We start from the raw sequence: 19,709 nt of genomic DNA on the forward strand, positions 1-19,709 counted from the left end.
CGCGTGACGGCGGCGACCGCGTGGCGGCGAATTCGGCGGTGACGCCGCGGGCGGCGCCGTCAGCGGCTGAACTCGATTGCCGCGCCCTGCCCGAAGCCGACACAGAGCGTGGCGAGGCCGCGGTCGACGTCGCGTTTCCGCATCTCGTGGATGAGCGTCACGGGGAGGCGCGCGCCGGAGGCGCCGAGCGGGTGGCCGATGGCGATGGCGCCGCCGTTGACGTTGTACTTCTCCTCGGGAATCCCGAGTTCGCGGCGGGCGTAGACGCACTGGGAGGCGAACGCCTCGTTGAGTTCGACGAGGTCGTAGTCGTCGACGTCGAGGCCGCTGCGCTCGAGCAGGCCGCGGGTCGCCGGGACCGGGCCGATTCCCATGACGGTCGGGTCGACGCCGGCGACGGCGTTCGTCCCGATTTCGGCGAGCACCGGCAGGTCGTGCTCGTCGGCGAACTCGGCGGAGCAGACGAGCGTCGCGGCGGCGCCGTCGGTGACCTGCGAGGAGTTCCCGGCGGTGACGGTGCCGTCGCCGGTGAACGCCGGGTCGAGCGACGCCAGCGTTTCGAGGTCGGTGTCGCGGCGGATTCCCTCGTCCTCGTCGACGACGCCCTCGTCGGTCTCCACCGGGACGATTTCGTCGTCGAAGCGGCCGGAGTCGGTCGCTTCCGCGGCGCGTCGGTGGCTGCGGAGCGCGTACTCGTCTTGCGCTTCGCGGCTGACGCCGTACTCCTCTGCGACCGTCTCGGCGGTCATCCCCATCTGGAGCTGGAAGACGTTGTACTGCTCGGACAGCTCCGGGTGGAGGTGCTGGTAGGAGTCGCCGTCCATCGGGACGCGGCTCATCGACTCGACGCCGCCGGCGATGATGCACTCGCGGTTCCCGGCGGCGACGGCATCCGACGCCGAGATGATGGACTGCATCGACGACGCGCACCACCGGTTGATGGTGGTCGCCGGCGTCCCCTCGCCGAGTTCGGAGAGCAGCGCGATGACGCGCGCGACGTTGTTGTCCTGTTCGCCGCGCTGCTGGGCGACCCCCCACATGAGGTCGTCGACGTCGTCGGCGTCGAGGCCGTGCTCGTCGAGGACGTGGTCGATGAGCGTGACGGACAGGTCCTCGCTGCGCGTGTCGGCGAAGACGCCGCCTGCCTTCCCGAACGGCGTTCTGACGGCGGCCGCGATGACGGGCGTTGCCATGGCTCCACGGACGGGCTGGACGGTGATAAATCAGGGAGAACCGCACACCCGTTCCCGGCCGTTGCTCGGCGCCGCGGCGTCGCGCGGCCGGCCGGCGGGGCGTGCGCAAGGTTTTCGAGCGTCCGCCGCCGCCTCACGACCATGGTTACGGGAGCACCGGCGAAGATGCTCGACCGCCGGGACGAGCTCACGCCGATGCTGGCCCAGTACGTCGACCTCGCGGAGGCGTACGACGACTGCGTCCTGCTGTTCCGCGTCGGCGACTTCTACAAGTCGTTCTGCGACACCGCCGACGAGGTCGCGCGGGTCTGTGAACTCACCCGCATCGAGCGGGAGGACTCCACCGGGACGTACACGGCGTGCGGCATCCCCGTCGACAACGCACCGAAGTACCTCGAACGGCTGCTCGACGCTGAGTACCGCGTCGCGCTCGCCGACCAGGTCGAAGACCCCGACGAGGCGTCCGGGCTGGTCGACCGCGCCGTCACGCAGATTCTGACGCCCGGCACCGTCGTCGAGGAGGAACTGCTCGCCGCCGGGACGAACACGTACGTCGCCGCGGTCGCCCGCGGTGACGCGGACGGCACCGCCGAACAGCCCCGCGGCGACGGCGCCCCTGGAACCGCCGGCACCGCCGCGGACGACGACGCCCGGTTCGGGTTCGCGTACGTCGACGTGTCGACCGGAGAGTGCGCCGCGACCGCCGGCTCCGCCGCGGCCGTCGAGGCCGAACTGGCGCGGACCGCGCCCGCCGAACTGCTCGTCGGCCCCGGCGTCGACGCGGACCGCTTCGGCGACGCGGTCGGTGACGCCGCGGTCGCCGCCGGCGCCGACGAGCAGTTCGGGGCCGACGCGGCGGGCGCCGTGCTCGACCGGTACGCCGCCGCAGACCGCTTCGGCGACGCGGAGACCCGGGCTGCCGGCGCGGTGCTGTCGTACGCGGAGTGGAGCAGCGGCGGCGACGAACTCGGGCACGTGAGCCGGGTGCGGCGGTACGACCCGCGGCAGTCGCTCGGACTCGACGCGACGGCGCTCCGCGGCCTCGAACTGTTCGAGAACCGCGCGCCGTCCGGCGAGACGCTGTTCGACACCGTCGACGAGACGCGCTGCGCGCTCGGCCGGCGACGGCTCCGGGCGTGGCTCCGCCGGCCGCTGGTCGACCGGGGCCGCATCGAGGCGCGCCACGACGCCGTCGACGCGCTCGCGGCGCGGCCGCTCGTCCGTGAAGCGGTCCGCGAACGGCTCTCCGCGGCGTACGACCTCGAACGGCTCGTCGGCCGGGTGAGCCGCGGCCGCGCGGACGCCCGCGACCTCCGGTCGCTCCACGAGACGCTCGCCGTCGTCCCCGACCTCCGCGCGGAACTGGCCGACGTCGACGCGCTCGCGGACCTCCGGGAGGCGCTCGACCCGCTCGGGGACCTGCGCGACCGCATCGACGAGGCCGTCGTCGAGGAGCCGCCGCAGGAACTCACCGAGGGCGGCGTCATCCGCGACGGCTTCGACGACGACCTCGACGAGGTCCGCGCCACCGCCCGCGAGGGCCGCGAGTGGGTCGCAGACCTCGAAGCCGCCGAGCGCGACCGCACCGGCATCGACAACCTCGAGGTCGGCTACAACCAGGTCCACGGCTACTACATCGAAGTGACGAACGGCCAGCTCGACGACGTCCCCGACGACTACACGCGTCGGCAGACCCTGAAGAACAGCGAACGGTTCTACACGCCGGAGCTGAAGCGTCGCGAGGACGAAATCCTCGGCGCGGAGGAGCGCGCGGACGGCCTCGAGTACGAACTGTTCTGCGAGGTCCGCGCCGAGGTCGCGGAGTCGGCCGAGCGGGTGCAGGCGCTCGCTGACGCGCTGGCGCGGCTGGACGCGCTGGCGTCGCTCGCGACCGTCGCGGTCGAACGCGACTACGTCCGGCCGGAACTCGGCGGCGACGACGTCCGCATCGAGGGCGGCCGCCACCCGGTGGTGGAGCGCACCGAACCCGAGTTCGTGCCGAACGACGCCGACCTGCCCGGCGGGACCGTGGCGCTCATCACCGGGCCGAACATGAGCGGGAAGTCGACGTACATGCGGCAGGTCGCGCTCGCGGTCGTGCTGGCGCAGGCCGGCAGTTTCGTGCCGGCGCAGGCCGCCGAACTCCCCGTCGTCGACCGGGTGTTCACGCGGGTCGGCGCGAGCGACGACATCGCCGGCGGCGAGTCGACGTTCATGCGGGAGATGCGCGAACTCACCGACATCCTCCACGACGCCACCGCGGACTCGCTGGTGCTGCTCGACGAGGTGGGCCGCGGCACCGCGACCACGGACGGCCGCGCCATCGCCCGCGCCGCCGTCGAGTTCGTCCACGACGAACTCGGCGCGACGACGCTGTTCGCGACGCACTACCACGACCTCACGGCGCTCGCGGACCGGTACGACCGCGTCAGGAACCTCCACTTCGCGGCGACCCGCGAGGACGGCGACGTGACGTTCCTCCACCGGGTCCGCCGCGGCGCCGCCTCGTCGTCGTACGGCGTCGAGGTCGCGGACCTCGCCGGCGTCCCCGAACGGGTCGTCGCCCGCGCCCGCGAGTTCGTCGACGCCGACGCGGACACTGCCGCCGACGTCGCCGACTCGGACAGCGACCCGGACGTCGACGAAGATGGCGACGCGGGCGGGGACGGAGTGGGAGGCTCGGACTCCGCGCTCGGCGACGACGCTCAGCGCACGCTCTCGGACGTCGCCGGCGCGGACGCCGATGCGCCGAGCGCGCCCGGCCGGGGCGCCGCCGCGTCCGGCGACGCCGCCGCGGGCGATGAACTCCGGGCCGCCGAACGCGACGTGCTGGCGGCGCTCCGCGGCGTCGACGTGGCGGAGACGACGCCGATAGAGGCGCTGAATCGGCTGTCCGACCTGCAGCGACGGCTTCCGGACGAATCCGCGAAACCGTCCGCCGCCGGCGACGCGAGCCGCCCGGACGGCACCGACGAGACGGGTGGCGACGATGGCTGACCGGGAGGACGCCGCCGGCGACGCGGCCGCCGACGCCGACGCGGCGGCCGATACCGACGCCGGACCCGGTGCCGCCGCCGACGCGGAGGTCCGCGAACTGCCGGAGTCGACGGTGGAGCGAATCGCGGCCGGCGAAGTGGTGACGCGGCCGTCCCGCGTCGTCGCCGAACTGGTGGAGAACAGCCTCGACGCCGGCGCGACCCGCGTCGACGTCGCGGTCGACGGCGACGGTACCGACCGAATCCGGGTCGCCGACGACGGCCGCGGAATGAGTCGGGCGGACGCCGCGCTCGCGGTGGAGCCGCACACGACCAGCAAACTCCGCGACGCCGCCGACCTCGAATCGGTCGGGACGCTCGGCTTCCGCGGGGAGGCGCTCGCCAGCGTCGCCGACGCCGCGGACCTGACGGTGACGACGAACGACGGCGGCGACGTCGGCACCGAAGTCACCGTGGCGGACGGCGAAGTCAGCGTCAGCGACGCCGGCCGCGCCCGAGGCACCACGGTTACCGTGACGAATCTCTTCGCGGACCGGCCGGCGCGCCGGGAGTCGCTCGCGTCGCCGGCGCGGGAGTTCGCCCGGATTTCGTCGCTGGTCGCGGAGTACGCCGTGCTCCGGCCGGGGGTCGCATTCTCGCTCACCCACGACGGCACGGAGACGGTTTCGACGCCCGGAACCGGCGTGACGGACGCGCTGCTCGCCGTCTACGACCGCGAGACGGCGAGCCAGTCCACCGCGTTCGAGCACCGCGCGGACGTCGACTTCGCGGGGCGGACCGGGGCGCTCCGCGTCGACGGCGCGCTCGCGTACCCGTCGACGACGCGGTCGACCCGGGAGCACGTCCACGTCGCCGTCAACGGCCGGCCGGTCCAGAACGAGGCGCTCCGCGCCGCCGTCGCGCAGGGGTACGGGTCGCTGCTGCCGTCGGGCCGGGAGCCGGTGGCCGCGCTCCGACTCGACGTGCCGGCGTGGGCCGTCGACCCGAACGTCCACCCGGCGAAGACGCGCGTCGCGCTCCGCGCCGCCGACGCCGTCGCCGACGCCGTCGAATCCGGGGTTCGGGACGCGCTGACGACCGCGGACCTGCGGCGCAGCGGCGAGGTGGCGATGGACCTCGACTCGTCGCTCGCGCCGGTCGACGGCGCGAACTCCGACTTCGCCGACGCCGCCGTCATCGGGCAGTTCCGCGACCTGTACCTGCTGTGTGAGGCCGACGGCGACCTACTCGTCGTCGACCAGCACGCCGCCCACGAGCGCGTGAACTACGAGCGGCTCCGCGAGTCGCTCGCGGACGAAGCGGTGCCGTCCGCGAGCCTCGACCCGGCGGAAACCGTGTCGCTCGACCCCGGCGCGGCCGCCGCAGCCGAAGCGTACCGCGACGAACTCGGCCGGCTCGGCTTCGACGTCGAACCGTTCGGCGGCACCACGTACCGCGTGACGGCGGTGCCGGCGCCGCTCGGCCGCGTCGCCGACGCGGACGCGCTCCGCGACGTGCTGGCGGCGCTCCGCGACGACGCCGGAACCGTCGGCGACGACGCCGGCGGCTGCGGCGGAGACGCGGGCGTCCGGGACGCGCTGCTCGCGGACCTCGCGTGTCACCCGTCGCTGAAAGCCGGCGACGCGCTCGACGACGAGGCGGCGACGAAGTTGCTCCGCCGGCTCGGCGAGTGCGAGCAGCCGTACGCGTGCCCGCACGGCCGGCCGACGGTGCTCAGCGTGGACGAGGCGACGCTCGCCGCCGGCTTCGAGCGCGACTCGGCGCGCCGATAAGGGGTCGGCCGGCCGCGGACCCGGCGGCCCGCGCTACCACTCCTTGCAGTCGGCGCAGACGTAGTCGCCGTCCTGCCGCCACCGCGTCGTCGCCTGCTCGCCGCAGGCCGCACAGGCCGCGCCGTCGGCGGACCACGAGTACGTCGGCTCCGCCGGGTCGACCGTCGACGGGTCCAGAACGACCGGCTCCGCGTCCTCTTCGTCGCTTCCGGCGGCCGCGACCTCGCCGGATTCGGTGTCGGATTCGGTGTCGGATTCCGGGGACGGGGCCTCGTCTGCGTCTGCGTCGTCGTCGGCCGCGTCGCCGACGAACTCGTCGAGCGAGCGGTCGGTGGGCATACCGGAGCCAGCGCCGCAGCAGGGATAACTCCGACGGGACGGGCCGTCGGCGCCGCGCGGGCCGGGGCGCAATCGGTGCCGGAAGCATCAACGCTCAAGTCCCCGCGGCGGCGACGTCCGGGCATGGCTACGCTCATCGCGTTCCTGACGAGACTGGTTACCAGCGCCGTCGACCTCGTCGTGCTGCTCGTGACGGAGGCGGCGCTGCGCGACCCGCTCGCGTTCGTGTCGCTCGCCGTCGGCGCCGTGTTCGTGCTCAGCGCGTCCGCCGTGCTCGGGGCGCTTGCGCTCGGCGCGCTCGGCCGAGAAATCGGGGCGCTGGAGCCGGCGCCGGGCCGGCAGCCGCGGTAACGGCGAACCGCAGACGAGCCGACGCGGACCCGCCGGTCACGCCGTGGCGTCGCGGAAGGCGTCGGCGGCGAGCCGAATCGCTTCTTCGAGGTCGGGGCCGAGCGGCGACCCGACCACCAGCGAGTCAGCGTGCTCCAGCACCGCGGCCATCCGGTCTGCGACCGCGTCCGGCGACCCGGCGATGCTGAAGGCGTCGACCATCGCGGGCGTCACCCGGTCGAAGGCGTCCGTGAACGCGCCGGCGGCGATGTCGTCGCCGATGGCGGCGGCTGCGTCGGGGTCGACGCCGTGTCGCTCCAGCACCGGCGGGGCGGCGCCGGCGGCGATGAATGCGACTGGCGGCCGAGCGGCTTCGCGGGCGGCGACGTCGTCCGCCGCGACCGAGACCGACGCGTACGCCGCGAGGTCGAATCCGCCGCGGGACGCCGGGCGGTCCGCGACGCCCTGGTCGACCTGCTCTCGCGCCCACGCGAGGTCGTCCGGGTGCGACCCGTTGAACAGCAGGCCGTCGGCGTGCTTGCCGGCCATCCGACACATGTGCGGGCCCTCGCCGGCGACGTACACCGGGATGTCGGCGCCCTGCGGCGGCGCGTAGTTCAGACCGGCGTCGTCGGCGTCGAACGTGGCCGCGCCGTCGACGCGCTCGCCCGCCCAGAGCCGCTGTGCCGCTTTGAACGCCTCCAGCACCGGGCGGAGCCCGCGGTCGTCGTCCAGCCCGAGGTTCCGGAGCGTCGTCGGGTCGCCCGGGCCGATGCCGAAGACGGCGCGGCCGCCGGACGCTTCGTCGAGCGTCGCGACTTTCGAGGCGAGCGTCACCGGATGCGTCTCCAGCGGGTTCGCGACGCCCGGGCCGAGCCGAGCCGTCGACGTGGCCGCTGCAAGCCGCGACAACACGGAGAATGCGTCGCGGTTGTTGTAGTGATGCGAGACGAACAGCTCGTCGTAGCCGGCGGCTTCGGCGTCGACGCCGAGGTCGACGAGCCGGTCCACGGAGTGCTCCGGCGCGAGTTCGACGCCGAGCGCCGGCTCGGACTCGCCGCCCCGGTCGCCGTCTGCGCCCGCGCCAGCGTCGCCGTCCTCCTCGGCGTCGGCGTCGGCGGCGTCACGCATCGAACTCCCACCCCCGGAGCGCCTGCCGGACGAAGTCGCCGTCGACGTCGCGGAAGTGCCGGTCGCTGCCGCCGTGGTCGCCCCACTCGAAGTCGCGGACGACGACGACCGGCGTGCCGTCGTCGCCCTCGCCGGAGACGAGGTTCGCGGCGGCCGCCAGTTCGTCGACGACGTTCTCGACGGTGACGCCGAGTTCGCGGCCGTCGCGGTCCGGCTCGCCGCGCCAGTCGCGCGACGCCTGCATGCCGGCCCAGCCGATGGCGACGCCCCGCTGGCCGTGCCGGAACGGCCGGCCGCAGGTGTCCGTGACGACGACGCGGTCGGCGGCGACGCCGTCGCGGATGCGGGCCGCCGACTCCGACGGCCGCGTCGGCAGCAGCAGCAAGTCGTGCTCCGGGACGTTCGACCGGTCGATGCCGGCGTTGACGCCGACGTGGCCGAACCGTGTTTCGGTGAGCAGGAACGGCGACTCCATCAGCAGCTCCGTGGACTCTTCGAGGACGGCCTGCGCGAACCGCGGGTCCTTCTCGTCGCCCGTCGCTGCTTCGAGGTTCGTGGCGACCTCTCTGGCGCGCGGCCCGGCGGGGAAGTCGTCGAGGTCGGCCGCGCGGCCCTCGGCCTTCGAGACGACCGTCGAGGCGACGCAGACGACGTCGTCGTCGCGGAGGTCGACGCGGTCGGAGACGAGCGCGGCGATGTCGTCCCCGGCGGTGATTTCGGGGAGGTCGGGGACGGCGAACAGCTCCATACCGGGTCTGCGGCCGTCCCCGGCAAAAGGCCGCCGGTGGTGGCGCGCGTCTCCGGTGTTCCGGTCGCTCCGCGCCGCGGCGACAGCTTCGAGTCGCCGCCGGCCGACCACCGGACATGGCGCACGTCGTGACGGCGTTCCTGCGGAACCGCGGCGACCTGCTGCTCGTCCGACGGAGCGACGACGTCGGGACGTACCGCGGCCGCTGGGGCGGCGTCTCCGGCTCCGTCGAGGGCGACCCGGCCGAGGCGCTCGACGACGCACGCCGAGAGGTCCGCGAGGCGGTCGGCGTCGACGAGGCCGCGCTGACGCTGGTCCGCGGCGGCGACCCGGTCGGCGTGGACGACGAACAGGGCGAGCTCACGGTCCACGCGTTCCTGTTCGACTGCGAGACGCGAGCGGTGTCGCTGAACGACGAACTGGACGACTCCGAGTGGGTCCCGGCGACCGCGATGCTGAGACGGCGGACCGTACCGCGGCTCTGGGACGCCTACCGGGCGGTTTCGCCGACCGCCGAAACCGTCGAACAGGACCGGACGCACGGCTCGGCGACGCTCTCGGTCCGCGCGCTGGAGGCGCTCCGCGACGACGCAGCCTGTGCTGAGTCGTGGAGTGAAGTCGCGGAAACGGCGCGGGCGCTCCGCGACGCCCGTCCCGGGATGGCGGTGCTCCGGAACCGAGTGAACCGGGTGCTCTCGGAAGCGGACCGCACGCCGGACGCCGTCCGTGAGCGCGCCGAGGACGCGGTGGCGGCCGCCGTCGAGGCGGACGACCGAGCAGCCGCGGAGGCGGCGGCGCTGCTCGACGGCCCGACGCTGACGCTGTCGCGGTCCGGCACCGTCGACGCCGCGCTTCGCGCCGCCGACGTGCCGGTGTTCGTCGCCGAATCGGTGCCGGGCGGCGAGGGACGCGAGGTGGCAGCGTCGCTGGCGACGGGCGCGGACGGCCGCGACGTGACGCTGCTCCCGGACGCAGCGGTGGCGGCGGTGCTCGCCGAGCGAGACGTGGCGGCGGTGCTGGTCGGCGCCGACACGGTGTTCCCCGACGGCGACGTCGCGAACAAAACCGGGACCCGGGCCGCCGCCGTAGCGGCCGCTCACGAGTCGGTTCCGGTGTACGTCGCCGCGGCGCGCGACAAAATCTCCGGAGCGGCGACGCACCACCCGGAGTCGGCCGCGTTCGACGTTCCGGACTCCGTCGAGGGGTACGCGCCGCTGTTCGACCGGACGCCCGCAGACCTCGTGACGGTCATCACCGAGGACGGCGAACTCGACGCGGCCGACGTGGCGGCGACCGCGGCGACCCACCGGGCGCTGGCGACGTGGGACGACGGGGGCGACGGATACCACGGGAACGACGCGGAACCGGACGAGTGAAACCGCCGGGCGCCGTAGCCGGTCGTGGACGGCGGTGACGAGGGTTACCCCCACCGAGCCCCGTGTGACGAGGGATTTCACCCGAGCCGTCCATCTCCTGAGACCCCGTGAGCGACGCGGGCAGCTGGGCTGACACAGCGGGGACGTGGGCGTGGCGCGACTACATCGTGAGCCGCTGGTCCCGTCCTCGTATCTAAACGTTCGCAGGCCTCCGTCGCGGTCGGAGCGCGTGGCAGCGGCGGTTTCGGCTGCGACTGCGGCTGCGGTTGCGGCTCGGTGGCGCTACGTGACGCCCGCGACGAGCCGCTGCATATCCCGGGCGTACTGGTCCGGGTCGAACTGGAGGTCGACGTCGACGGTGACCGAGATGTCGTCGGTGAGCGGCTCGGTGACGGTCCGGCGGCCGCGTTCGGCGGCGTAGGTGCCGCCGGCGGCGAGCACCGAGTCGCCGTCCGGCCAGACGGCGAGAAACCCCTCCGCGTCGATCGCGTCCGCCGAAACCGAGAGCTCCCGGGAGCCGACCGAGAGCCGGAACCCCTCGACGGGGAACGCGGCGGTGTACGTCGTTGTGCGGGCTGTTTCGCCGTTCGCAGCCGCGAGCTCGCCGCGGTCGACGGCGTCGACGGCGCGGAAGCCTCGCGCGCCGAGTCGGCGTCTGAAGGCGTCGCGGGCGGCCCGCTCCGTCGCAGCGCACAGCGCGTCAGCGGTCGGCGCCGGCTGCTGCGGCGCGGAGAACGTGACGCGCCCGGCGAAAAACGAGTTCAGGCGGCCGTCGACGCGGCCGAGCGTGGCGTTCCGGAGCCGCCGCCAGCGCTCGTCGTTGCCGAATCGGACGGCGTGCGTGACGGCGTTGACCGCGACGCCGTCGACGACGCGGTCGAACAGCGGGCGGCGCTGCTCGCGGAGCCGGGTCCAGCCGGCCTCCGAGAGGCGCGTCTGCGGGACGGACGGAAGCGCGTCGTCCGCGGTGTCGGTACAGCCGGCGAGACCGGCGGTTCCGGCCGCTGCGGCGGCCGTGAGGAACGTTCTGCGACTCGGACGGTTCATCGCCGGGCTGTTCCGCCGCGTGGATGCTCAAGCCGGGATTTCTCCGGGACTCCGTGGCCGTGTGCTTTTGTCCGTCGGCGCCCGAGGAGGCCGCATGGAGTTCGGGTTCGAGCTGGCGCTGTGTGCCGCCCTCGAAGCGCGCACCGACTGGGTGCTCGCGCGTCAGCTCGGCGGCGGCGTCACCGACCCCGGCGGCCGCGTCGTCGACGTCGTCGGTGTCGTCCCCGGCCCTGAGTTCGACGACCGCGCCCGCATCACGGACCGGTCGATTCCGGGCGTCGCCATCGAGTCCGCGGTGGGCGTCGGCGAGCCGCGGCGGCCGCGCGACGCGCTGGACTGCCACCCGGAGCGGGTCGACGGCGTCGTCGACGCCGCGGTCGACGCCGGCTTCTTCTCGGCGGAGCGGCGCGGCGGCCGACGGTACGTCCGGCAGACGACGCGCTACCCCGACGACTGGTTCGGGCGGCTGGTCGGCGTCGAGAACAAGCCGGACCTCGGCCGCCCCGGCGACCTGCGGCGGCAGCTTCGGCTGGACGTGAGCCTCGCGCTGTTCGACGAGGTGTGGCTGGCGACGGAGAGCCACGTGACGGGCGCGCACCTGAACCGCATCCCGGAGCCGGTCGGCGTCTGGCGGTTCGACCCAGAAACCGGCGAGCGCGACGTGGTCCGGGAGGCCGCGTCGCTGCCGGTGGACGGGCCGGGCGTCGAACTGCTCGACGAGCGGCCGCTCCGCACCGACGTCGACGTCGTCTCCGCGGACGCGAAGCGGCGGCGCAGACGACGCATCGCCGAGCGGGCGTACGGGAAGGGCTGGCGGACCTACGACTTCCCGGCGTGCGCCCGCTGCGCCGCGACCGACGACGCCCGCCCGCACTGCGAGCACTTCGACGCCGTCGTCGACCCGGCCTCGGACTGCGGCGCCGACTGCCCCGGCTTCCGCCCCGGCGACGCCGCCGACGTCGACGCCGACGCGCTCCGTGACGCCCGGACGCCGTGGCGACGCGACCCGCCCGGCGTCTCGCGGCGGCAGGCCGGCCTCGACCGCTTCCGCTGACCGACGACCCGACGACAGCGCCGTCCAGCGACGTTTCAGCGACGGTTCGGCGGCGGCGGACGAGAAGGTACTTACTCGGCGAGGCGGCAGGCTTCGCTATGAGACGATTCGCCCTCCTGTGTGCGGTCCTGCTGGTGGCCGGCGGCGTCGCTCCGGCGGCGGCGGTCGGCGGCGCTGCGGCGCGGCAGTCGTCGACGTCCACGTCGGCCGCGGCGTCCGCGGCGTCGACGCCGTCGAACGCGACCGGGGCGCCGGTGTGTGCGGGCCGCGTCAGCCAGCCGGCGAACGGCGTCACGGTGGTGTCGGTGCAGGGCGCCCGGTTCGGCGAGGAGGGCGGGAAGACGGCGGCGCGGCTGGTCGCGTACGGGCCGCGCGGCGGGATTCTGTGGGTGCACCACAGCGGCCGGAAGCACGGCGTCGTCTGGTCGTACGACGTCGACCCGCTGCCGAACGGGAACGTGTTCGTCACCGGGACGCAGCGCGGCACGACGGTGCTGTACGAACTGAACGCGACGACCGGCGAGACGGTGTGGCGCGACGAACTGCCGTTCGTGGACACCCACGACGCCGACCCGCTGAACCGGACGCACGTCGTCGTCGCGAACATGCGGAACCCGGACATCGCGAACGGGACGAACGACGACCGCATCGTCGTCTACAACCGCGAGACCGACGAAATCACGTGGACCTGGCGGTTCGACCCGCGGTACCCGGCGTCCGTCGGCGGGAACTACTCCGAAGACTGGACGCACGTGAACGACGTCGACGCCGTCAACCCCGACGGAGAGGGCGACCGGGCGACCCACTTCCTGGTGTCGCCGCGGAACTTCGACCAGGTGCTGCTGGTGAACCGGTCGACCGGCGACGTCGAACTGAAACTCGGGTCGGACGGCGACTACGACACCATGAAACGGCAGCACAACCCCGACTTCCTGCGGAGCGACGCCGGCAACCCGACGGTCGTCGTGGCCGACTCCGAGAACGACCGGGTCGTCGAGTACGCGAAACGCGGCGGCGAGTGGACGCAGACGTGGCGCGTCGGGTCGAGCGACTCGCTGTCGTGGCCGCGGGACGCCGACCGGCTCCGGAACGGCCACACGCTGCTCGGCGACTCCCGGAACAACCGGGTGCTGGAGGTGACGCCGCGCGGCCGCGTCGTCTGGGAGGTGTACGCGCCGTGGCTCGTCTACGACGCCGAGCGCGTCCCGGCCGCCGGCTTCGACGCCGACGGCTACCGCGACGTCGGCGGCTCCCGCGGCCCGACGATGGCCGACATCGGCGGCGGCGGCACCTACGCCCTCTCGAACGCGACGCCGCCCGAGACGGCCGCGCTCGAATCCTGCGCGGCCGCCATCACGACCCACGACGGCGGCTTCCGGTCGCTCGCCACCGCGACGCCCGGCGGCGACGGCGACGAACGGACCGTGACCGCGGCGACGCCGGTACCGTCCCAGACGTCGACGACTATCGCCGGCTTCGGCGCCGCCGTCGCGGCCGCCGCGGTGCTGGTCGCGGCGCTGCTCGGCCGGCGCCGAGCCTGACCGGCGGCAGTGCAGACGGGTCGACCGGCCGGCCGTCGGGGCACCGACCTACAGGTCGTACGTCTCGCCGTCGACGGCAATCGGGTCGTCGAACGCCTCGTCCGCCGGGTAGAAGTGCGCGACGTGGACGAGTCTGGTCCGTGCGGCGTCGAGGTCGTCGGCGAGCGACAGCGCGCCCTCGCGGGTCATGTGTTTCGTGCCGAACGTCCGCGGGACGCCGTCGGCGTCGTGGTGCGACCCGCCGAGCGGATGTTTCTCGCACAGCGACGCCGGGACGATGGCGTCCGCGAGCAGCAGGTCGGGGTCGGCGAGCGCCGCGCGCGACTCCTCGGGGACGTCGTAGCTGGTGTCGCCGGTCAGCGACAGCTTCGCGCCGGTGACGGGGTCCTCGACGACGACGCCGTAGCAGACGAGCGGCGGGTGGTCGACGGGGACGAGCGTGACGTCCAGTCCGCAGACGCGTTCGGCGCGGTGCGGCGTGGCGTCGCGGACGGTGACCCGGTCGAGGTAGTCGTACTTCGACCGGACGGTGTCCGCGACGGACTCGCCGGTCACCGGGTCCGTCTCGTCGGCGGCGTACACCGGGAGGTCGTCGTCGACGACGCGGTAGGCGTTCCCGAGGCCGTCGAGATGGTCGAAGTGAATGTGGGAGACGACGCCGGCGTCGGGCACGTCGACGTCGTGGGTCAGGAACTGCTGTCGGAAGTCGGGCGAGAAGTCGACGAGCAGCGACTCGCCGGTGCGGTCGTTCGCGACGTGGACGGAGAACCGCGAGCGCTGGACGCCGCGGTCGCGGGCGGCCCGGCAGGTGTCGCAGTCGCAGCCGACGGTCGGCGTCCCGGTCGTGTCGCCCGTGCCGAGGAGGGTGACGCGCATTCGCTATCCGGGCGAACGCGGCCGGGGGAGTAAGGGGTGTCGGAGCCGGCGGGCGATGGCCGCGAGTCGAGAGAGGGGAGTCCGGAGCCGGGAGCCGTCAGTGGCTGTGGTCGTGGCCGTCGTGGTCGTGTTCGCCGCCGCCGTCGCCGGCGACTTCGGGGACCTCGGCGCCCTCGCCTTCGATCATGTCCATGTTCTTGAGGTTGTCGCGCTCCTCGAAGTCGGAGACGGCGTCCATGATGTCCTCCTGCGTGATGGCCATGCGGTCGTCGGTGAGCGCCTCCAGGACCGCCTCGCGGAGCACGAGCCGGAGGTCGGAGCCGGTGAGCCCCTCGGTGCGGTCGGCGACGACGTCCGGGTCGAACTCCGCGATCTCCATCTGGCGCGTGATGACGCGGAGGATGTCCGCGCGCATCTCCCGGTCCGGCTTCGGGAAGTTCACGATTTCGTCGAACCGGCGCCACGCGGCCGCGTCGAGCTGGTCCGGGTGGTTCGTCGCGGAGATGAGAAGCACCTCGTCGCGGACCAGCGAGATGTCGTCGATGCTCTTCAGCAGCGTGTTGACGGCGCGTTTCAGCGCGGCGTGCTCGTCGCTGCGGCGGGTCTTCGCGACGGAGTCGAACTCGTCGATGAACAGGATACAGGGCGCGAGCCGCTTTGCGACCTCGAACGTCTTCTCGACGTTCTTCGCGGTCTCGCCGAGGTACTGGCTCGTCACCATCGACAGCTTCACCTCGACGAACGGGAGGCCGAGTTCGTGCGCGAGCGCGCGGGCGGCCGTCGTCTTCCCGGTGCCGGGCGGGCCGACGAACAGCAGCTTCCCGATTTCGCGGAGCCCGATGTTCGCGAGGTACTCGCGGTGCTCGATGGCCTTCATCAGCTTCCGAATCTCGCCCTCCTGGTCGTCGGTGAGCACGAGGTCTTTCAGCGTCATCTCGATCTCCTCGGGCGCCCGGACCGTGACGAGGTCGAGCATCTCGGCGTCCTCCTCCTCGTCGAAGTACTCGTCGAGCAGCGCGTCGATCCAGACGCGGTCGGCGCGAATCGGCCGGTTCTCGTCGCTCGCCTCCTCGTAGGTCGCCTCGAACGCCTCGTCGGACTCGTCGGCGATCTTCGCGAGCACCGGGTTCGACCGGAGCCGGTCGTCGTCGACGCGGTCGAGCAGCCACTCGACGGCCATGCCGGACTGCGTCAGCGAGATCTCGCCGGAGAACTCCTCGCGCTGCGTGAACAGCAGGTCGGAGACGGCCTCCCAGGGGCGCTCCACGCCGGTCGCGGTTTTCGCGTCCGCCTCGGTGACGTGCAGCGGCCGCTGTACGGTCCCTGGGCTCGATTCGTCCTCTGTCGACTCCGTCCAGAACACGCGCCGGTACCGGGGCGGGAGGTCGTCCGGGTCGAGCCCGCGGTCCTCGGTGTATCGGTGGGCGGTGACGAGGAGTTCGACCACGTCGACTGCCGGGTCACTCATCCCCGAGAACTTGCCGGCGAAGGTGGTTAAGCGCGTCGAAGCGACTGGCGCGAACCGCCGCCGCGGCGAAGCCGGCCCCGGGCGTCGTTCGCGGGTCAGACCGCCGATTCCGGCGGCTGTGGCGAGACGCCGGGCCGCGACCGCGGCGTCGACGTGGTGTGTGTCGGCAGGCTGCGTGCCGTCTCCGTCGACGCATCGTCGCCGTGCAGCGCCGCCTCGTCGGTGAACACGACGACCGGGTTGCCGTACAGCGCGAGGTCGTACTCGCGGCGCCGGTAGCCGTCGAGCGCCCCGGCGACCTCGTCGGCTTCCGCCGGCGCGGCGAACACGACCGGCGGCGGATTCGCCGGAACCGACTCCACGCCGGCGGCGTGCCGGTGTGTCGCCCCGGCGCGCTCGACGTACCACGTCAGCGGGAGGCGGCGGAGCCACAGGCCGAGCCACGGCCCCGCGTCCCGCGGCGGCACGGCCGCGACCGTCTCGTTCGGCAGCCGGAAGAACGACCCGTAGTACAGCACGCCGCCGTCGCCGGCCGCCGCCTCGACGTCGGCGACCAGCGGGTCGAGGTCGTCGCCGGGCTGTGCGCCCTGCGCGAGCAGGTTCACCCGCGGCGTCGGCTCCGTGTACGACGTGGCGAGCAGCACGAACCCGGTCTGCGCGGCGACGAGCGCGACCACCAGCACCGCGACGGCGACCCGGAACCCCGGGGAGACGCGGCCGTCGGTGCGGCGGCCGGCCGGGTCTGCGTCGCGACCGGCCGAGTCGGCCGCGCCGTCACGGCCAGCGACTCGGTCGGCGTTCCACGCGCGAATCCGACGACCGACGGCGACGGCGCCGACGGCGGCCGGCACGGCGAGCGGGACGGCGGCGTGGACGGCGAGCCACGGCGCCTTGATGTCGGTCGCGTACGGGTAGCCGGCGAGCGAGACGAGCCCCCAGGCGCCGGCGGCGACGACGAGCGGCCGGGCGGCGTCGCCGCGGACGAACCCGCGGAGTTCTCGGCCGACGCCGGCCAGCGCGCAGGCGTACAGCGCCGGCGCGCCGACGGCGACCGTCGCGAGCAGGTGCAGCAGGTACGGCGCGTACGGGTGGCTGTGCCCGCCGACCCAGAGGCTCCCGGCGAACGTGGTCCACGCGCTGACGGTGCCGGCGGCGACGGCGGCGACGGGCGTCGCGAGCAGGTCGTCGAACCCGGGCGAGTAGCCGCGGGGCGCGTAGAACACCCACGCGACGGCGAGCGCGGCCACGGCCGCGACCGGAACCGCCGGTAGGAGCGGCCGTGCCCGTGCGAGCGCGGCGCGAGCCCCGCTTCGTCCGTCGATGCGCCACCGCACAGCGAGCGCGACGCCGACGGCGCCGAGGACGCAGGCGGCGTACACGACGACGTTCTCCTTCGTCGTCAGCGCCAGCCCCCAGAGGACGCCGGCGGCGACGAGCAGCCACGGCCGGCCGTCGGTGTAGCCGCGGTACGCCGCGGCGACCGCGGCGAACGCGAACGCGGCCAGCGGCAGGTCCTCGCGGAAGAACCGCGAGAAGAACACGAGCACCGGCGAGACGGCGAGGAACGCCGCGAGCGCGACCGTCTCGTCGTCGTCGAGCGCGGCGCGGAACCCGAACGCGGCGAGCGGGAGGAGGCCGCCCAGCACCGCCGGGAGCAGCCGGACCGTGAACTCCGAGGCGCCGAACAGGTCGAGAAGCGGCGCCGTCGCGATGGAGAGAAACGGCCCGTGGACGACCGGCCTGTACGCGAAGTAGCCGGTGTCGAGGTAGCGCAGCGTCCAGTAGCCGACTCGCGCCTCGTCGAAGTGCATCGCCCGGGCGCCGAGCCCCCACAGCCGGAGCGTCAGCGCGAGCAGCGCCAACAGCGGAACCGCTCGCCGTGGACTCCGGAGCGTCTCGACCACTGCGCGGCGACGCGGGCGACGCGACACGGTCGAGCGTCACGGCGTCCGGATAAGTGTCTTGTCGAACCGCGCGGGACGGACTGGCGGGGACGTCACCGGTCAGCGCCGCAGTTCGTCGCGGAGGAACGCGACCGCGGCGTCGACGTACTCGGCTTCGGCGCCGTTTCGCGGGAGTTGCAGCCGGTAGCTCCGGCTCTCCGTGTCGAGCAGGAGCGCGTCGTCGACACGGCCGACCGCCGCGAGCGACTGGTAGGCGATTTCGAATCGGGCGTCCGCGGTGGCGACGAGGACGGCGTCGTCGAGGAACGCCGCGGCGGCGGCGCCGCGCAGCAGCGTCTCGCCGTCGCGGACCAGCGGCCCGGACCGGCGGAGCCGAAGCAGGTGGTGCGGCTGGTCGTCCGCGCCGAGCGCCGGCACCACCGACGGCAGCCACCGGGTCTGTCCGGCGAGCCGGCTCCGCGTCACCGAGTCGCCGACGGCGGCGGCCGCGAGCGCCGCGACGCGGTCCGTCTCCGGCGTCCCGTGGCCGACCCGGCGGCCGCCGAACTCGCCCGGCGTGTCGGTCGGCGGCCCGCTTCTGGTGTCTCCGTCCGCCGCCTCGGCGCCCGACCCGGTTCCGGTGGCGGACCGCCCGCTGCCGCTGTCCGCGCCGGCGGCGCGGCCGCGGGTCCAGGCGCGCCGCACCGCGTCGGCTTCGGTTCCGGCGGCAGCGTCGCCGCCGGCGTCCGAACCGTCGGAGTTCTCGGCGGCGCCGTCGCCGTCGACGCCGCGGTCAGCGGGCCGGACGCCGCCGTCGTCAGTGGCGGCCGCGTCCGACTCGGCCGCCTGCGACCCGGCTTCCGCTTCGGCCTGGTCGATGTACGGGTCGGCGCCGGCCGTCGGCCGGCGAAATCGGAGTTCGAACACGGTCCCCTCGGGGTCGTTCTCGCGGACGTCGACGTCGCCGCCGTACACGTCCATCAGCCGGTCGACGAAGAACAGGCTCAGTCCCTCGCCGTGTTCGACCTGCGTGCGCTCCTCGCGGCCGAGCACCTCGTCGCGGCGGTGCTGGTCGATGCCGGGGCCGTTGTCGGCGATGGACAGCGTCACCGTCCCCGGGTTCACGTCGACGGTCACCGTCACTTTCGCGGCGTCCTTGTCGTTGTGCTCGACGGCGTTCTCGACGACGGCGCGGAGCGCCGGCCCGAGCATGTCGTCGGCGAGCACGTCCAGTTCGTCGTCGACGCCGTGGACGGAGATGGAGGCGTTCGTCGCCGGGACGTCCGCGACGGCCTCCTTCACCGCCGAGGACAGGTCGACCGGCCGGATGGAGTCGGCGTCGCCGCCGGTGAGGATGCCGCTGAACCGCCGGGTCGTCCGCGCGCGGTGGAGCATCTCGCGGACCCGGCTGCCGGCGGTTTCGAGCGACGACTCGACGGCGTCGCCGGCGGCGTCGGGGAGCTCCTCGTCGACCTCGCTCGCGACGCGCTCGAGGTGGCCGAGCACGACGTTCGCGTCGTTCCGGATGTTGTGCCGCAGGACGCGGTTCAGGATGCGCAGCGACTCCTCGTAGCGCCGCTGCCGGGTCATGTCGGAGAACACGGCGACGTAGCCGCGGACGACGCCGTCAGCGTCGAGCGGCGCGGCGCTCCCGCGAGTGTGGACGAGCCGGCCGTCCTTCGTCATGGACTCCAGGTCGCCGGCCCACGACTCGCCGGCGGAGAGCGCGTCGACGATCTCCTCGTACACCGCCGGGTCGTCGACGAGTCGCAGCGGCGACGAGCCGAGCAGTTCGTCGCGGCCGTAGCCCGTCAGGTCGCAGAGCGCCTCGTTCACGTCGACGATGACGAACTCGGTGTCGACGATGACCGCCGGGTCCGTCGTTTCGCGAAACGCGCGTCTGTGGAGCCGTTCGCTCCCGTCCGGCGCCGATTCCCTCCCGTGAACCACGAGTG

Annotated in this window: 15 protein-coding genes; 6 read left to right on the top strand and 9 right to left on the bottom strand. The window is 73.8% G+C overall.

Annotated elements, in window-relative coordinates; translation table 11 throughout:
* Positions 1-59: 59 nt before the first annotated feature.
* Complete coding sequence (locus tag ACQUS7_RS05570) at positions 60-1,193, bottom strand: thiolase family protein (protein WP_435145429.1); 1,134 nt, start codon at positions 1,191-1,193, stop codon at positions 60-62.
* 141 nt (positions 1,194-1,334) lie between these two features.
* Here ACQUS7_RS05570 and mutS point away from each other — a divergent pair, with 141 nt between their 5' ends.
* Positions 1,335-4,190, top strand: coding sequence for a DNA mismatch repair protein MutS (gene mutS / locus ACQUS7_RS05575; protein ID WP_435145432.1), 2,856 nt, complete (start codon positions 1,335-1,337; stop codon positions 4,188-4,190).
* Positions 4,183-5,961 carry a DNA mismatch repair endonuclease MutL gene (mutL, locus tag ACQUS7_RS05580; RefSeq protein ID WP_435145435.1) on the top strand — a complete coding sequence of 593 codons (1,779 nt, stop codon included), beginning with the start codon at positions 4,183-4,185 and terminating at the stop codon, positions 5,959-5,961. The genes mutS and mutL overlap by 8 nt, the downstream gene beginning before the upstream one ends.
* Before the next feature lie 33 nt (positions 5,962-5,994).
* Here the strand turns inward: mutL and ACQUS7_RS05585 are convergent, their stop codons facing one another.
* Entirely contained in the window at positions 5,995-6,300 is a 306-nt protein-coding gene (locus ACQUS7_RS05585; RefSeq protein WP_435145438.1) for a DUF7573 domain-containing protein, read from the bottom strand.
* A gap of 123 nt (positions 6,301-6,423) precedes the next feature.
* Between ACQUS7_RS05585 and ACQUS7_RS05590 the strand changes: the two genes are divergently transcribed.
* Positions 6,424-6,651 carry a hypothetical protein gene (locus ACQUS7_RS05590; RefSeq protein WP_435123867.1) on the top strand — a complete coding sequence of 76 codons (228 nt, stop codon included), beginning with the start codon at positions 6,424-6,426 and terminating at the stop codon, positions 6,649-6,651.
* A 36-nt stretch (positions 6,652-6,687) separates the two neighbouring features.
* Here ACQUS7_RS05590 and ACQUS7_RS05595 read toward each other — a convergent pair whose 3' ends face one another.
* Together ACQUS7_RS05595 and ACQUS7_RS05600 are read right to left on the bottom strand one after the other, a co-directional pair.
* Positions 6,688-7,761 carry a 5,10-methylenetetrahydromethanopterin reductase gene (locus ACQUS7_RS05595; protein ID WP_435145441.1) on the bottom strand — a complete coding sequence of 358 codons (1,074 nt, stop codon included), beginning with the start codon at positions 7,759-7,761 and terminating at the stop codon, positions 6,688-6,690.
* Positions 7,754-8,509 (bottom strand): coenzyme F420-0:L-glutamate ligase, encoded by a 756-nt coding sequence (locus tag ACQUS7_RS05600; protein WP_435145444.1) that lies wholly within the window; start codon positions 8,507-8,509, stop codon positions 7,754-7,756. The genes ACQUS7_RS05595 and ACQUS7_RS05600 overlap by 8 nt, the downstream gene beginning before the upstream one ends.
* A gap of 116 nt (positions 8,510-8,625) precedes the next feature.
* Between ACQUS7_RS05600 and ACQUS7_RS05605 the strand changes: the two genes are divergently transcribed.
* Positions 8,626-9,885, top strand: a complete 1,260-nt coding sequence (locus ACQUS7_RS05605) for an NUDIX domain-containing protein (protein ID WP_435145446.1) — start codon at positions 8,626-8,628, stop codon at positions 9,883-9,885.
* A gap of 282 nt (positions 9,886-10,167) precedes the next feature.
* On the opposite strand, the gene ACQUS7_RS05610 is transcribed toward ACQUS7_RS05605, so the two are convergent.
* Complete coding sequence (locus ACQUS7_RS05610) at positions 10,168-10,932, bottom strand: twin-arginine translocation signal domain-containing protein (protein WP_435123873.1); 765 nt, start codon at positions 10,930-10,932, stop codon at positions 10,168-10,170.
* Positions 10,933-11,026: 94 nt separating this feature from the next.
* Here ACQUS7_RS05610 and ACQUS7_RS05615 point away from each other — a divergent pair, with 94 nt between their 5' ends.
* Together ACQUS7_RS05615 and ACQUS7_RS05620 are read left to right on the top strand one after the other, a co-directional pair.
* Positions 11,027-11,986, top strand: a complete 960-nt coding sequence (locus ACQUS7_RS05615; RefSeq protein WP_435145450.1) for a DUF5787 family protein — start codon at positions 11,027-11,029, stop codon at positions 11,984-11,986.
* Positions 11,987-12,084: 98 nt separating this feature from the next.
* Positions 12,085-13,527, top strand: a complete 1,443-nt coding sequence (locus ACQUS7_RS05620) for an aryl-sulfate sulfotransferase (RefSeq protein WP_435145452.1) — start codon at positions 12,085-12,087, stop codon at positions 13,525-13,527.
* Positions 13,528-13,575: 48 nt separating this feature from the next.
* Here the strand turns inward: ACQUS7_RS05620 and ACQUS7_RS05625 are convergent, their stop codons facing one another.
* From ACQUS7_RS05625 to ACQUS7_RS05640, 4 genes are all read right to left on the bottom strand, one after another.
* The gene (locus tag ACQUS7_RS05625; RefSeq protein WP_435145455.1) at positions 13,576-14,403 is read right to left on the bottom strand and encodes an MBL fold metallo-hydrolase; all 828 of its coding nucleotides are present in this window, start codon (positions 14,401-14,403) and stop codon (positions 13,576-13,578) included.
* A 97-nt stretch (positions 14,404-14,500) separates the two neighbouring features.
* The gene (locus tag ACQUS7_RS05630) at positions 14,501-15,871 is read right to left on the bottom strand and encodes an ATP-binding protein (RefSeq protein ID WP_435145457.1); all 1,371 of its coding nucleotides are present in this window, start codon (positions 15,869-15,871) and stop codon (positions 14,501-14,503) included.
* 95 nt (positions 15,872-15,966) lie between these two features.
* Positions 15,967-17,775, bottom strand: coding sequence for a flippase activity-associated protein Agl23 (locus ACQUS7_RS05635; protein WP_435145459.1), 1,809 nt, complete (start codon positions 17,773-17,775; stop codon positions 15,967-15,969).
* Between the two features lie 99 nt (positions 17,776-17,874).
* The gene (locus tag ACQUS7_RS05640) at positions 17,875-19,704 is read right to left on the bottom strand and encodes a PAS domain S-box protein (protein WP_435145462.1); all 1,830 of its coding nucleotides are present in this window, start codon (positions 19,702-19,704) and stop codon (positions 17,875-17,877) included.
* Positions 19,705-19,709: the final 5 nt, after the last annotated feature.

This window comes from Halobaculum sp. P14 (genome assembly GCF_051195155.1).
Taxonomy (GTDB): Archaea; Halobacteriota; Halobacteria; order Halobacteriales; family Haloferacaceae; genus JBNTKA01.